8 protein-coding genes are annotated in these 14,414 nt (G+C 71.2%); 2 read left to right on the top strand and 6 right to left on the bottom strand.

Annotated elements, in window-relative coordinates; all coding sequences use genetic code 11:
* Positions 1 to 24: 24 nt before the first annotated feature.
* The gene (locus tag IEZ15_RS23350) at positions 25 to 1,539 is read left to right on the top strand and encodes a bifunctional glycosyltransferase/class I SAM-dependent methyltransferase (RefSeq protein WP_189279205.1); all 1,515 of its coding nucleotides are present in this window, start codon (positions 25 to 27) and stop codon (positions 1,537 to 1,539) included.
* Between the two features lie 70 nt (positions 1,540 to 1,609).
* Complete coding sequence (locus IEZ15_RS23345) at positions 1,610 to 1,984, top strand: DMT family transporter (protein ID WP_229846057.1); 375 nt, start codon at positions 1,610 to 1,612, stop codon at positions 1,982 to 1,984.
* A gap of 6 nt (positions 1,985 to 1,990) precedes the next feature.
* On the opposite strand, the gene IEZ15_RS23340 is transcribed toward IEZ15_RS23345, so the two are convergent.
* The 6 genes from IEZ15_RS23340 to IEZ15_RS23315 all read right to left on the bottom strand — a co-directional run bounded on the left by IEZ15_RS23340 (position 1,991) and on the right by IEZ15_RS23315 (position 14,299).
* A complete protein-coding gene (locus tag IEZ15_RS23340; protein WP_189279204.1) occupies positions 1,991 to 4,192 on the bottom strand; it encodes a bifunctional glycosyltransferase/CDP-glycerol:glycerophosphate glycerophosphotransferase in 2,202 nt (733 codons plus the stop codon).
* 43 nt (positions 4,193 to 4,235) lie between these two features.
* Positions 4,236 to 6,542, bottom strand: coding sequence for a bifunctional glycosyltransferase/CDP-glycerol:glycerophosphate glycerophosphotransferase (locus IEZ15_RS23335; protein WP_189279203.1), 2,307 nt, complete (start codon positions 6,540 to 6,542; stop codon positions 4,236 to 4,238).
* Positions 6,543 to 6,700: 158 nt separating this feature from the next.
* A complete protein-coding gene (locus IEZ15_RS23330; RefSeq protein ID WP_229846056.1) occupies positions 6,701 to 7,612 on the bottom strand; it encodes a carbohydrate ABC transporter permease in 912 nt (303 codons plus the stop codon).
* A gap of 94 nt (positions 7,613 to 7,706) precedes the next feature.
* Entirely contained in the window at positions 7,707 to 9,125 is a 1,419-nt protein-coding gene (locus IEZ15_RS23325) for a carbohydrate ABC transporter permease (protein ID WP_189279202.1), read from the bottom strand.
* A gap of 4 nt (positions 9,126 to 9,129) precedes the next feature.
* A complete protein-coding gene (locus IEZ15_RS23320; protein WP_189279201.1) occupies positions 9,130 to 10,497 on the bottom strand; it encodes an ABC transporter substrate-binding protein in 1,368 nt (455 codons plus the stop codon).
* Between the two features lie 142 nt (positions 10,498 to 10,639).
* The gene (locus IEZ15_RS23315; RefSeq protein WP_189279200.1) at positions 10,640 to 14,299 is read right to left on the bottom strand and encodes an FHA domain-containing protein; all 3,660 of its coding nucleotides are present in this window, start codon (positions 14,297 to 14,299) and stop codon (positions 10,640 to 10,642) included.
* Positions 14,300 to 14,414 lie beyond the last annotated feature (115 nt).

The raw sequence follows: 14,414 nt of genomic DNA, 5'->3' as shown, positions 1-14,414 counted from the left end.
CCGAGCACAACTGGAGAACGCCCTGTGAAGGAAAGCCCGAGCCCCAGGATCGGCATCCTGGTGGTCGCGTACAACGCCGAGACGACGCTGGAGAGGACCCTCGACCGCATTCCGGAAGACTTCCGGTCCAAGGTCGCCGAGGTCCTGATTCTCGACGACGCGAGCCATGACGCGACCTTCACCGCAGGCTGCCGCTGGTCGCAGACGGAGGGGCTGCCGCGGACCGTGGTGATGCGGCACACCAAGAATCTCGGATACGGCGGAAACCAGAAGGCCGGATACGCGCTGGCCGCCGAACACGGACTCGACATCATCGTGCTGCTGCACGGCGACGGACAGTACGCCCCCGAATTTCTGCCCGACATGGTCGCACCGATCGAACGCGGCGAATGCGATGCCGTGTTCGGCTCGCGGATGATGAAATCCGGATCCGCTCTCAAGGGCGGCATGCCGATGTACAAATGGCTCGGCAACCGCATTCTCACCCGTCTGGAGAACGCCCTTCTCGGCTCGCAGCTCACCGAATTCCACTCCGGGTACCGCGCCTACAGCGTCGCGGCACTCAAGAGGCTGCCGATCCACCGGAACACCGACGCGTTCGACTTCGACACCCAGATCATCGTCCAGCTGCTCAACGAAGGAATGCGGATCAAGGAGATCCCCGTCCCCACCTACTACGGCGACGAGATCTGCTACGTCAACGGCATGAAGTACGCGAAGGACGTCGTCAAGGACGTCCTCGAATACCGGCTCGCCGTCAAGGGATTCGGCACCTGCGCCTGGATCCCCAAGCCCGTCGAGTACGCCTTCAAGGAGGGCGACGGTTCCTCGCACGCCGTCATCCTGGAGAAGATGCGCAGCCTCCCGCCCGGCCGGGTACTCGATCTCGGCTGCTCCGGGGGCCTGTTCGCGCAGCGCCTCGAAGCCCTCGGCCACGAAGTGACGGGCGTGGACTACGTCGAGGTCCCCGGCGTACGCGAGAAATGCACCTACTTCCACCTCGCCGACCTGGAGGAGGGGCTGCCCGCGGAGATCGGCACCGACTACGACTACGTCGTCGCCGGCGATGTCATCGAGCATCTCTCCCGCCCCGAGCGCGTGCTCGCCGAGGTCGCCACCGTGCTGCGGCCCGGCGGCCATGTGCTGCTCTCCGTACCGAACTTCAGTCACTGGTACTCACGGCTGCGGGTCGCGCTCGGCGTCTTCGACTACGACCGGCGCGGCATCCTCGACGAAACGCATCTGCGCTTCTTCACCCGGGCCAGCCTGCGCCGCACGGTCAGGAACGCGGGCTACGACGTCCTCCACATCGCCTCCACCGGAGCCCCGTTCTGGGCGTTGCTCGGAGGCGGACCGCTCCCCGCGGTCCTCGGAGGGGTGTCGAAGCTGCTCACCCGGATCCGGCCGACGCTGTTCGGCTATCAGCACGTCGCACTGCTCACCCCGCATGCGGCCGAGACGATCATCGCTGGAGAGCACGTCGATGTACAGGACATCCTCAACCGACAGCACGCCTCGGCCGACCGGGTCGGCGTCTGAGGCCGCCGTCCCCCGTCCCACCCCCGCCCCGACGTCCGAAACCCCGGTCGCCGCAGTCAGGAGCAAGGTCTTGACCCTCCCCAGTCTGATGCTGCTGCTGTTCGCCGTGTTCTCGTCGGCGGGCGGCCAGATCATGCTCAAGCACGGGATGAAGGGCGCCGCGGCCGCTGCCGCGCAGGGCGGCGGGTCCCTCGCCGTGCGGGCCGCGACCAGCCCCTGGGTCGTCCTCGGCCTGGTGGTCTTCGCGGTGTCCGCCATCGCCTGGATGACCACCCTGGCCAAGGTGCCGCTGTCCATCGCCTATCCGTTCAACGCCCTCGGGTATCTGCTGATCGTGCTGGCCGGGGCGACCGTGCTGCACGAGCGGACGTCGATGTGGACCTGGGGAGGCTCGCTGCTCGTGGTCGTCGGCCTCTTCACGGTGATGGCGGGCCAGCAACGCTGAGCGGATTCAAGCCCGTCCGGCGTTCGAGGACACGCCGCCGGACGGGCCCGGCACCGCACGCTCCCCCAGCAACACCCTCCGCACCACCCGCTCCGCGGCGCGCCCGTCGTCGTACGGACAGAACCGTGCCCGGAACGCGGCCCGCAGCGCCTCGTTGGCCGGGCTCCGCCAGCTACCGTCGAGGAAGATCCGGGCCAGCTCGTCGGTATCGGTGGAAACCGCCCCCGGGGTGTCGCCGGGCTTCCCGGACAGCAGATCGAAGCAGACTCCCCGGACCGTGCGGTACGTCTCCCAGTCGGGGGCGTGCACCACGATCGGGCGGTCCAGATGGGCGTAGTCGAACATCACCGACGAGTAGTCCGTCACCAGGGCGTCCGCCGCCAGGCACAGCTCATCGATCCGCGGGTGATCGCAGACATCGACGAGCGAAGGATGCTCCGGCAGCCCGGCACCCTCGTAGAAGTAGTGGGTGCGGACCATCACCACGGTGTCCGGGCCGAGCGCCTCGCAGAGGCGGACCAGATCGAGCCGGCTGGTGAACGCCGCCTCGTAGTCGCGATGCGTCGGCGCGTACAGGATGGAGCGCCGGCCGGGCCGGATGCCGAGCCCCTCGCGGATCTCCGCGATCCGCTCGGCCGTCGCCGTCGCGAAGACGTCATTGCGCGGATAGCCCGACTCGAGGGACCGTGCGGCGCCCGGATAGGCGCGTGCCCACACCTCGGTGGAGTGCGGGTTGGCGGAGACGCTCCAGTCCCACCGGTCGACGCGCTGGAGCAGCCGGTCGAAGTTCAGCCCCTGGGCCGCCGCCGGATAGTCCTGCTGGTCGAGCCCCATGATCTTCAGCGGGGTGCCGTGATGGGTCATCACATGGATCTGGCCGGGGCGCTTGACCAGGTGGTCGGGAAAGTTGACGTTGTTGAAGAAGTACGTGGCCCGGGCCAGCAACTGCCAGTAGCGGCGGGTTCCCGGCACCACGTGGTCGATGCCCGCGGGCACCGTGTCCACCTGGTTCTTCGACACCACCCACACGCCGCGCACCTGCGGGGCCAGCTCCTGGGCCTTGCGGAAGACGGCCTCCGGATTGCAGCTCACCCCGCGGTTCCAGTACGCGGCGTAGACGGCGAGCCCGGGGTCCAGCGGAAGCCTCCGCTGCCACCAGTAGTAGCGCGCGGACAGGGTGCGCCTGGCCCGCGCCCGGACCGCGCAGGGAACCGCCCGCAGACTACGGCGCAGGGCCAGGACCGTGTCGAGGGCGCCGAGCAGGACGTACCGTCCACCACCCATCAGCTTCGGCCGCAGTCCCTGGGCGCCGCCCGGGAAGCGGTGCTCCTCCGGCCGGTACGCACGGTGGAACGCCGCCACGGACCGTACGTAGCGCCTGCGCCGCCGGGTCACCGACGGGTATCCGGAAAGGAGTTCCCAGGCCGCCCGTTCGAAGAGCAGGGTCCGTACGGGACGCAGGAGCGGCCGGTCCCGTACGAACTCCATCAGACCGGCGTACGCGTCGACGAGCTGGTGCGGTGCCGAGCCGTCCGCCGGTTCCGTCCCGTCGGCCGCAACGGGCAGGTGACGCCGGCTGCGGTGCTCGACGCAGGCGGTGGGGAGTACGGCGACGGACTCGGCCGCGGCGAGGGTCTGCAGTGCGTACATCCGCTCCCCGTGCTGCCCCGGTCCGAAGGACAGCTTCTCGCCCTCGTGGAGGGTGCGGCGCACGGCGCGGTTCCAGGAGACCGGTGCGATGTCCAGGAGCACGGGGTGTTCGAGCAGGGTGAGCCGGCCCTCGGGCAGTTCGCCGAGCAGCTCCAGCGACCGGGTCGGGCGGGGACCGCCCCGGAACGGACGCCTGTGATGGCCGAACAACAGCAGTTCGGGGTCACCGGCGGCGTCCAGTCGGTCGGCGACGGCCTGCAGGGCGCCCGGCAGATGGACGAAGTTGCCCTCCAGGAAGAGGAGATAGTCCCCGACCGCCCGCTCGGCCCCGGCGTTGCGCCGCCCGTCCGGCCCGGCCCCCGGCGGCAGATGGATGGCCTGCACCCGGTCGTCGCGCGCGGCGAACTCGTCGAACAGCAGCCCCGAGCCGTCCGGCGAACCGTCGACGACCCCGATCACCTCGATGTCCGTGAACGACTGCGTGAGCACCGACTCCAGGCACTCGCGCAACTGCCCTCGGGCGCGGCGGACGGGGATGATGACACTCAGCCGGGGCATACAGGCTCTTTCTCGGACTCGGGTCTACGGGAGAGGGGTGCGCTCAGGGTTGGTTGGTGGGCTGTGCCCCGGCGAGACCGAGGCCCGCGGATGCCTGCCGGTCCGCCGGGACCGTGGCCGGTGCGGAGACCGGGACCTGCGCCGGGTTGCCCGCCGCCGGTGCGGGCCGCCGCAGTGCCGGAGGAATCACGGGCGGCTGCGCCGAGGTGTCGCCCAGGAAGACCCGGCGCACCACCCGCTCCGCCGCGTGCCCGTCGTCGTACGGACAGAAGCGCTCCCGGAACGCCGCGCGCAGCTGGGCGGAGCGGGCGCCGCACCAGTGGCCGGTCGCGAAGACGTCGAGCAGCTCGTCCTCGCTGTGCGCGATCGCGCCGGGCGGGCAGGAGTGCAGGTCGAAGTAGGTGCCGCGGGCCGCTTCGTACGCCTCGCGGTCGTCGCAGTGGACGACGACGGGCCGGTCCAGATTGGCGTAGTCGAACATCAGCGACGAGTAGTCCGTGATCAGCGCGTCCGAGGCGAGCGCGAGCGCCTCGACGCAGGGGTGGCCGCTGACGTCGATGATCCGCGGGTGCGGTTCACGGACCGGCGGAGCCCCGTACGAGTAGTGGGCGCGGCTCAGGATCACGAAGTCAGGACCGAGGACCCGCAGCACGCGTGCCAGGTCGAGCGCGATGTGCTGGTCGCGCCGGTAGTCGCGGTGCGTGGGCGCGTACAGCAGGGCCAGGGTGCCCTCGGGGACGCCGATCGACTCGCGCAGCCGCGCGACGTCGTCGGCGGTGGCCCGTTGGTAGATGTCATTGCGCGGATAGCCGTACTCCAGCGTCGCGCAGCTCGCGGAGGCCGACGGGTAGGCCTTCTCCCAGACGAGGGTGGAGTGCTGGTTCGCGGAGAGGGAGTAGTCCCACTTGTCGACATTGGCGAGCAGCCGGCCGAAGTCCATCCCGCGGGCGGCCGCCGGCCGGTCCTGGAGGTCGAGGCCCATGGTCTTGAGCGGAGTGCCGTGGTGCGTCTGGAGCAGCACCTGGCCGCGCCGCTTGACCAGCCGCCGGTCGAAGTTGACGTTGTTCACCAGATACCCGGAGCGGGCCAGCGCCCGCCAGTAGCCGTACGTTCCGGGGGTGATCCGCTGAGTTGTGGTGGGCACGGTGTGCGTGTCCTCGGGGCGGCAGATCCAGGCGGTCCGCAGGCCGGGGACCAGTTCGCGGGCCTTCGCCTCGATCGCCGCCGGATTGCAGGCGTAGCCGCGGTGCCAGTATGCCGCGAACACCGCCCGGTCCGCCTGGACGGGCAGCCGCAGCTGGATGCGGTAGTACGCCTGGAGCGCGGCGGCCCGCAGCACCCGGCGGACGGCCGTGGTGACCTTCCGCAGCCGGCCGTGCAGCAACTGCGCGGTCCACAGCGCACGGTACGTGCGGTGCGCGCCCAGCCGGATCAGGCCGTGGCGCAGCCGGGCGCGGCGCGGGGCGGGGGCGCCCGGGGCGCGGTATCGGCCGCAATGGGCGCGGGCGCTGCGGAAGAATTCGGCGCGGCTGCCGCGCGGTAGCCGACCGGGAGTGGTGAACAGGGTGCAGAAGTGGTCGAGCATCCTGCGGAAGATCAGCGGCCGCCAGGGCGCGAGTTCGGGGCGGGCGTCGATGAACGCGAAGACCCGGTCGTACTGTCCGAAGATGTCGAAGTGCTTGCGGCTGGTGGTGGCCAGGATGTTGCCCTGGCGCCGCTGCCGGTAGCCGACGCACACCTGGTCGAGGACCGCGATCGAGCGGGCGGCCAGCAGCACTGGGTATGTCCAGGGCGTGTCCTCGTAGTAGCCGGGCGGGAAGGCGAACCCCTCGGCCTCGACGAACGCCCGGCGGTATGCCTTGTTCCAGACGACCATCAGGACCTTCAGCAGCCCGGGCCGGTCGGCGAGCGTGAAGGTGGCGGGGCCGGTCTCGGCGAGGTGTTCGGCGAAGGTGTTGCGAACGCTCTCGCCCGTCCAGTACGTACGGGCGTAGTCGTATACCAGGACGTCCGGTTCCCCGGTCTCCTCGATCCGGTCGGCGACGGCCCGCAGGGCGCCGGGGGCGAGGGTGTCGTCGCTGTCCAGGAAGATCAGATAGTCGCCGGTGGCCTGTGCGATCCCGGCGTTACGGGCCCGGCCCAGGCCCACGTTCTCCGGCAGATGCAGGGCCCGCACCCGGTGGTCCCGGGCGGCGAACTCGTCGATGACGGCGCCGCAGGCATCGGGTGAGCAGTCGTCCACCGCGATGAGCTCGAAGTCCTCGAAGGACTGGGTCAGCACCGAGTCCAGGCTCTCGTGCAGATACGCCTGAACCCGGTACGCGGGCACGATGACACTGAACCGGGGCACAACACATCCATGGGTCGTTCGCAGCGCGGGCGGGTGCTCCGCAAACTTCCGATGGAGTGACAGGGTTACGCCAAAACGTGGCAAATCCGCAAAATTGCAGGTGGGGTGGTCCTGTTGCGGCGAACAGGACCACCCCGTGTTGACGTACGACTGTGCGATTACTTCACCGCGCCCGCCATCACGCCGGAGACGAACTGACGCTGGAAGGCGAAGAAGACCGCAAGTGGAATGACCATCGACACGAAGGCGCCGGGTGCCAGCACGTCGATGTTGTTGCCGAACTGCCTTACCTGCTGCTGCAGGGCCACCGTGATCGGCGGGGAGTCGGAGTCCGCGAAGATCAGTGCGACCAGCATGTCGTTCCATACCCAGAGGAACTGGAAGATTCCGAGCGAGGCGATCGCCGGACCGCCCAGCGGCATCACGACCCGGGTGAAGAGCCGGATCTCGCCCGCCCCGTCGAGCCGGGCCGCCTCCAGCAGCTCCCTCGGGATCTCCGCGAAGAAGTTCCGCAGCAGGAAGATCGCGAAGGGCAGACCGAAGGCCGTGTGGAAGATGATCACACCGAAGGTCGTCTCGAAGATCCCGACCGTGCCGAAGAGCTTGGAGACGGGGACCAGGGCGACCTGCACCGGCACCACCAACAGCCCCACGACCACGAGGAACCACCAGTCGCGGCCGGGGAACTCCATCCAGGCGAAGGCGTATCCGGCCAATGAACCGATCACGACGACCAGGACGGTCGCCGGGACGGTGATCATGACCGTGCTGAGGAGGGAGTGGGTGATGGTCGAATTGTCCAGCAGCCGGGAGTAGTTGTCGAAGGTGAGCTGGGACGGGGCCGTGAAGACCTTCCACCAGCCGGTCGACGCGATGTCGTCCGCACCGCGCAGCGAGGACAGCAGCAGCCCGATGGTCGGCATCAGCCAGAACAGGCCCACCAGGATGAGGAAGACCCGCATCACACCGCCGCCGGCACGGGCGACGATGCGTGCGCCGAGGGACTGCTCGGCCTTCACCGGTTCGGTCGCGGCTGTCGTGTTCGTGGCCGCGTTCGACGCTGTCGTCATCGGCGCCCCTCCTTCCGGATCCGGCGGACGTTGCTGTGCGGTCCCGGGGGACAACCCCCGGACCCCCGGCAGGGGGTGGTGGTCGTTGCCCTCGTCATCGGCGCCCCTCCTTCCGGATCCGGCGGACGTTGAAATACATCACCGGGAGTACCAGCAGCAGCAGGAGCACGGCGATGGCGCTGCCGATCCCGAGGTCCGCGTCCGTGCCGAACGAGGAGCGGTAGAGCTGGAGCGCCAGCACATTCGCATCGTCCTGCGAGGAGCCCGGCGCGATGATGAAGACCAGGTCGAAGATCTTCAGAACGTTGATCATCAATGTGACCAGCACCACCGCGAGGACGGGCGCGAGCATCGGCACCGTGATCCGGCGGAACACCTGCCACTCGTTCGCGCCGTCCACCCGGGCCGCTTCCAGGAGTTCACGCGGCAGGCCCGCCAGGCCCGCAGCGATCAGCACCATCGCGAACCCGGCCCACATCCACACGTAGGAGCCGATGATCCCCGGTGTGACCAGGGTCGGGCCGAGCCACTCGACCCCGTTGTACGGTTCCTTGAAGTTGGAGGCGGGGAGCCGGAGTTCGGCGCCGTCCGCCGAAGCGGGCAGGGCGAACGTACCGTCCGCGGCCGCCGTCGCCGAGGCGACCACCTTGCCATCCTTGACCGCCTCCACCTCGATGCCCTTGAGCCCCAGCTCCTTGGCGTCGATGACATTGGGTCTGCCGCCGCCGCCCCTGGTGAAGTCCAGCCACGCGGTACCGGTGATCTTCCCGGCCCCCGCCGCCGCGGCCTTCGCGGGCTTCGCGTCCGTCGGCATCTTCGCCGGTGCCACACCGACCAGTGGCAGCTGCACCGGCTGCCCGGCCCGTACCGGCGCCTTGGTGACGAACGAACCGTCCGCGTCCGCCTTGAGCGGGTGGACGGGCAGCGGATGAGCCTTCGGATAGCCCGCCGACTCGGCGAATGTGTCGTGCACACCCACCCATACGGCGTTGGCGACCCCGCGCTCCGGGGCCGCGTCGTACACCAGCCGGAAGATGATGCCCGCGGCGAGCATGGAGATCGCCATCGGCATGAAGACGATCAGCTTGAACGCCGTACCCCAGCGGATCCGCTCCGTCAGCACCGCGAAGATCAGCCCGAGGACAGTGGATACCGTCGGCGCGAACACGACCCAGATCGCATTGTTCTTGACCGCTGTACGGATGGTGTCGTCCGTGAACAGCGCCTTGTAGTTGTCGAGTCCGGCGAAGCCCGTACCCGCCTGGTCGAAGAACGAGCGGTAGACGGAGTACACGATCGGATAGACCACGAGCGCGCCCAGCAGCACCAGCGCGGGCGCCAGGAACAGCGCCGCGATGACACGACGGGTGCCGGTCACACTTCTGCGGCTGCGTCCCGGGCCGCCGGCCGAGGCATCGGACGGCTTCCTGGGCGCGGGTACCGACGACTGTCCGGACGGATGCTTGTCGGCGGGGGGCACCGCGTCGGCGCCCCCCGCTGCGGCTGTCGTCATCCCGTCAGCTCTTGTACGCCTTGGCCGCGTCGGACTCCAGCTCGGCTTGAGTCCCCGCAATGTCCTTCGGGTTCTTCAGGAAGTCCTGGAGGATCTTCCACTCGCCCTTCCCGGGCGTCCCGCCGAACGACTGCGGGGCCTGGTCGGACATGTCGAACCGGACGGCGTCCCCCGCCGCGACCAGCGCCTTCGCCATCGTGCGCTGCACCTCGTTCGGGTATGCGGCGGCGTCCAGGGCCTTGTTCGGCGAGATGAAACCGCCCTGCTCGGCCATGATCTTCGCCGCGTCGGTCGAGCCCAGCCAGGTCAGCAGGGCCTGGGCGCCCTTGCCGTCCTTCAGTGCCACCGCCGCGTCGCCACCCGTCACGACGGGGGACTCGGCGCCGACCGCCGGGAACGGGAACACCTTGGCGTCGGTCCCGATCTTCGCCTTCGTCTGCGCGATGTTGACACCCACGAAGTCGCCCTCGAAGACCATCGCGGCCTTGGGCTGGTCGCCGCCGGTGAAGGTCTGGGTGACCGAGGCCGGGAACTCCGTCTGCAGCGCACCGTCGGCGCCGCCCGCGATCAGCGACGGCTTGCCGAAGAGCTGCGCGAGCGTGGTCAGCGCGTCCTTGACGGACGGGTCCGTCCACTTGATCTTGTGCTGGGCCAGCTGGTCGTACTTCTCCGGGCCCGCCTGGGAGAGATAGATGTTCTCGAACCAGTCGGTGAGGGTCCAGCCGTCCGCGCCACCGACCGAGACCGGGGTGACACCCGAGGCGGAGACCGTCTCGGCCGTCGCCAGGAAGTCCTTCCAGGTCTTCGGTTCGCTCGCGCCCGCGTTCTCGAACGCCTTGGCGTTGTACCAGATCAGGGACTTGTTGGCGGCCTTGAAGTAGACGCCGTACTGGGTACCGTCCACCGCACCGAGGTCCTGCCAGACCTTCGAGTAGTTCTTGGCCAGCTGGGCCTTGGCTTCGGCGCCGACCGGTTTGGCCCACTTCTTCTGGGCGGCCTGCTGGATCGCGCCGACCTGCGGGATCATCGCGACGTCCGGCGGCTGGCCTCCCGCGATCTTGGTACCGAGGAAGTTGACGATCGGGTCCTGCGCCGGGACGAAGGTGACCGTCGCCCCCGTGCGGTTCTCGAACTCCTTGAGGACCTTGACGAAGTTGGCCTGCTCGGCTCCGGTCCAGACCGCGGCGACCGAGAGCTTCTCGCCGTCCAGTTTCGGCAGTAGGACGCTCGACGAGCTCCCCTTGCCGCCCCCGGAGCTCTTGTCCGGCTTTCCTTTTCCGCTGCCGCCGTCGTCACCGCAACCGGTCAGAGCCAGTGCGCCGATGGCGGTGAACACCATGGCGGCCCTGCTGATCCCAAGGGTTGTGCGCATCGCTGCCCCGTCTCTCACATCGTTGTGTGCGCACAGTCCTACGCCCGGTGCACGGGGGCCGCAATACCGCTTCTCGTGTCAACTCGTTGATCGTGATGGGCTCGTGACGTGAGGTCAGTTGCTGTTCGGGCCCGGTGCAGCTTCAGGAGCGGACGGGCCCGAACGGGGCTATCGGCTCGGCGTTCACCGACCTGGCCGCCCGCTCCAGCGCACTGGCCAGCAGCGCCAGATCCGTCGGACCGTTGCCCAGCTCGCGGACCGGGCGCCGGGCCGGCGGATCGCCCATCCGCTCCCACTCCAGCGGGACGACGGTGGGGCGCAGGGTCGCCGTACGTGGAATGCGTCCCGTCACTCTGCCGCCCTGGAACGGTGTCACCCGCCCGTCCGGATGCCCCAGCCGGCCACGTCCGGGCGCCGGATCCTCCGGCGACGGCGGGACGACCGGTGCGTCGAGCACGATACGCAGCCGGGCCCCATGGGCCAGGTCCGTGTCCTCCGTACGGTCAGGGCGGGCGGACGTCGCGACCAGGTGGACGCCGAGCTGGCCGCCGTCCCTGGCCACGGCCTCCAGGGCCCGTACGACCGACCCCGCGGCGGGGCGGCCGGGGCTGCCGAGTGCTGGGGCGACCAGCGCGTCGAAGTCGTCGACCAGGACGACGAGCCGGGGCAGCGGGGAGGGGCCGGGGTCCGTGGACCGTGCTGCGGCGGGCCGCAGCCGGAGCGTCCCGCTCATCGGGGAGTCGAGGTCTCCGCGCTGCTCCGCGGCGCTCGGCGGGCGCTGGCCGACCATCTGCTGCGGCACTTCGTGCCGGTGGTGCCACTCGGTGAAGTCGTACTGGCCGAGCAGTTCGGCGCGCCGCTTCAGTTCGCCGCCCAGCGCCTGCGCGAACTCGCGCATCCGTACCGGATCCGAGGCCACCAGGTGGGTGAACGCGTGCGGGAGTTCGGTACACGGGCGCAGGCTCTCACCGCGCTCGCCACCGGCGCCGTCGACCAGGAGTATGCCCAGCCGGTCGGGCCGGGCTGCCGCGGCCAGCGAGGCGGCGACGGCCCGCAGCAGCTCCGTACGTCCGCTGCCGGCCGGCCCCTCGATGAGAAGGTGGGGGCCCTCCTCCGCCAGGTCAACACTGACCGCGCCCCGGGGCCCCGCCCCGAGCACCACGACGGGCCGCCCGGCGGCCACGGCAGCGGTGCCTTCGGCCCGGGAGGCTGCGGACAGGCCGGTGCTTGTGTTCGCTTCCGCGGCGGTACGTGTGGCTGCCGCTCCGTTCCCGGCGCCTCGCGCCGCGACCGGCGGTGTGTCGCCGCGCGGTCCGCTGACCCGGTTCGAGGTCCGTCCGGATCCGGCGGAACGGAGACTGTCGGCCCCTTGGACATCACCTCCGCCCCACGTACCGGACCCGGGAACGGTGCGGGAGCTCGGGGTGTCCCCGGGTGAACTGTCGTGGCGCCCGCCGCCGGCACGGGAGGTGCCGGTGTAAGGGGTGCGTCCGGAGCCACGGGTGTCCTGGGAGTCGTCGCGCACGAGACCGTGGCCCGCGGTGCCGATGTGGGTGGTGGTCTCGCTGCCGGGGTACGGGGTGCGCCCCGAGCCGGGGGCGTACCCGCCCGCGCGGTCCGGACCCGGTGCGCCGCCTGTGCGCTGGGCACCCACGCGAGGGCCCGCACTGTGCGGGTAGTCCGTACGTCCCGAACCGCGGGCATCCGCGTCGGCCGCATCCGTACCGCCACCGGCGCCCGTCGGCCCGCCCGTCCAGCGGCCCGAACCGCGGACCGTGGCGCCGGGCTGGTCGTCCGCGGTGGAGGCCCAGCGGGCCATCAGGGATGCCGGGGTGGCACGCGCCAGGCCCAGTTCGTCCAGCAGCCGGGCGGTCGGCGGGAGCGCGGCCGACGCGGGCCGGCCGTGGGCCGACGCCGAACCCTCCGTACGCAGCGGGGCCAGCGCCCGGCCGAACCGCTCGGCCCAGTGCGCCGACACCGCGTCCACCGCGGCGACCGTGCCGCGGCCCGCGGCCCGGCCGTCCGCCGTGCGCAGCAGCCGCAGTGCCGTGGCCACATCGCCGCTCAGCATCGCCACCGCCCCGCACTCGCGGAACGCGATCGAGGCGTGGCACGCGGCCTCGTACGTCGCCGCGACCGGTGAGGTGGGCGTGGCGGCCGGGGTCTCGGCCAGACAGATCAGATGGATTCCGGCAGCGGCACCCGCGGCGGCCAGCCGGGCGGTGTTCTCGCGCAGCACCGCCGAGCCGGGGTCGCCGTCGACGATCACCACGGTGTACGGGCCCGCGTACTGCCCGGCGGCCTCCGCGACGGTGCTCCGGTCCAGGCTCGCCCAGCCGGGCCCCAGCGGCCCGTCGTCCAGCCGGCGCACCAGCTCCGTCGTACGGGCGACGGCCTGCTCCCGGTCGTACGCGAGGAGCAGCCGGCAGTCCTGGCCGTGCATGGGGCGAAGATGGGGCAGCCAGCCGAGCCAGGCCCATTCGCGCCTGCGCTCGTCCGCGCTGCGGGCGCGGTCCGTGCTGATCAGCACGATCTCCAGATCGGCGGGGGAGTGCAGCGCGGCGAGCTGAGCCACCGCTGAACGGGCGAGTCCGGCCAGCCGGGTCCGCGGCCCGGCGAGCCCGAGGGAACCGGCCTCCCGCAGCCCCACGGTCACCGGCACGGCGGGCAGCTCGGCCCGGTCCGTCGTCCCCAGGCGCACCACGAGCGCCTCCGGGTGTGCGGTGCCGCGCTCCCACAGCCGGGGGCCGGGTCCGAGCGCGGTCAGCAGCACGGCCGCGGGGTCGGGCCAGACGCTCTCCGCAGCGGATCCCCGTGGTGTCGCGGGGGAGGCGTCGGACGGGAACGGCAGCTCGGCCGCGCCCGTCTCGTCGGGCGTCGCCTCGTGCACCGGCTCGCCCTTGTTGCCCGCGAGCCTGCGCGCCCAGGCGCCTATCCCGCCCCGCCGGGGTGTCCCGTCGTCCGGGAAGCGGGGGGAGCGCTCGGAGGGGGAGTGGCGGCGGGTGTCGGCCCACCCGTCTTCGCCGCTCTCGTACGTGTGACGGTCGCCGGGCCCCTCCTGCGGGGCGGGCCCGGGGCCGGCGGCGGCCGGGGCGTACCCGTGGCCGGAGCCGTGCTCCTCGGCGAAGCCGCCATCGGCCGCGGCCGCGCCTGCCGTACCGGACACCCGTAGATGCCCCTCGCCGTCCGGGGCCGTCGCCAGCGTCGGCGTACGCGCGCCCGAGGTCAGCCGGAGGGTCGATTCGCCCAGCCGCAGCAGCGCGCCGGTCTTCAGACGGACCGGGCGGTCGCGGACCTCCGTACCGTCGAGCAGGGTGCCGTTGGTGGAGCCCAGGTCGGCCACCGAGACCAGGCCGTCCGCGGAGACCGTCACCGTGCAGTGCAGCCGGGACACATCGGGGTCGTCGAGCGGGACGTCCGCGTCGGCGGAGCGGCCGATCCGGATCCGGCCGCCGTGCAGCAGATGGACCCCGCCCGCGTCGGGCCCCGCGACCACGTGCAGCTGCGCCGGAACGGCGTCGTCCACCGCCTCGTCCTCGCCCGGGACCTGGAGCGAGAGCACCGCTCCGTCGACCAGCGGGGGCTCACCGAGTGCGCACCGCTGCGCGTCGAGCCGCTCACGCCCGGCGAACAGCACCACCGCACCGCTGCCGAGCGAGCCGTCGGGCCCGGAGACGGCCGCGGCCAGATTGGACGCCACCGTGGCGAGCGCCGTCCCCGGTGGGGCGGTGACCAGCACGTCGCAGGCGCGCGCCGGGGTCTGGCCGCTGCGCGGCGCGAGGACGGTCAGCCGGATCTGCATCGCCGTCAGCGGTCCCTTCTGCGCGGGGCGCCGGGCAGGGGAAACGCCCTGTGATTCCCCCCACCCGACCCGGACGCGTCGTCCGGTACAGGTTCGTCACGTGCCACAGGGCTCC

The sequence above is a fragment of the Streptomyces atratus genome (genome assembly GCF_014648655.1).
GTDB lineage: Bacteria > Actinomycetota > Actinomycetes > Streptomycetales > Streptomycetaceae > Streptomyces > Streptomyces atratus.
The sequence above is the reverse complement of the archived record's forward strand: the minus strand, read 5'-3'. Positions and strand labels throughout refer to the sequence as shown.

Coding starts and splice junctions, on each gene's coding strand:
- IEZ15_RS23340 (WP_189279204.1), bottom strand. CDS start 4,192: ATGCCCCGGCTGAGTGTCATCATCCCCGTCCGCCGCGCCCGAGGGCAG.
- IEZ15_RS23330 (WP_229846056.1), bottom strand. CDS start 7,612: ATGACGACAGCGTCGAACGCGGCCACGAACACGACAGCCGCGACCGAA.
- IEZ15_RS23325 (WP_189279202.1), bottom strand. CDS start 9,125: ATGACGACAGCCGCAGCGGGGGGCGCCGACGCGGTGCCCCCCGCCGAC.
- IEZ15_RS23320 (WP_189279201.1), bottom strand. CDS start 10,497: ATGCGCACAACCCTTGGGATCAGCAGGGCCGCCATGGTGTTCACCGCC.
- IEZ15_RS23315 (WP_189279200.1), bottom strand. CDS start 14,299: ATGCAGATCCGGCTGACCGTCCTCGCGCCGCGCAGCGGCCAGACCCCG.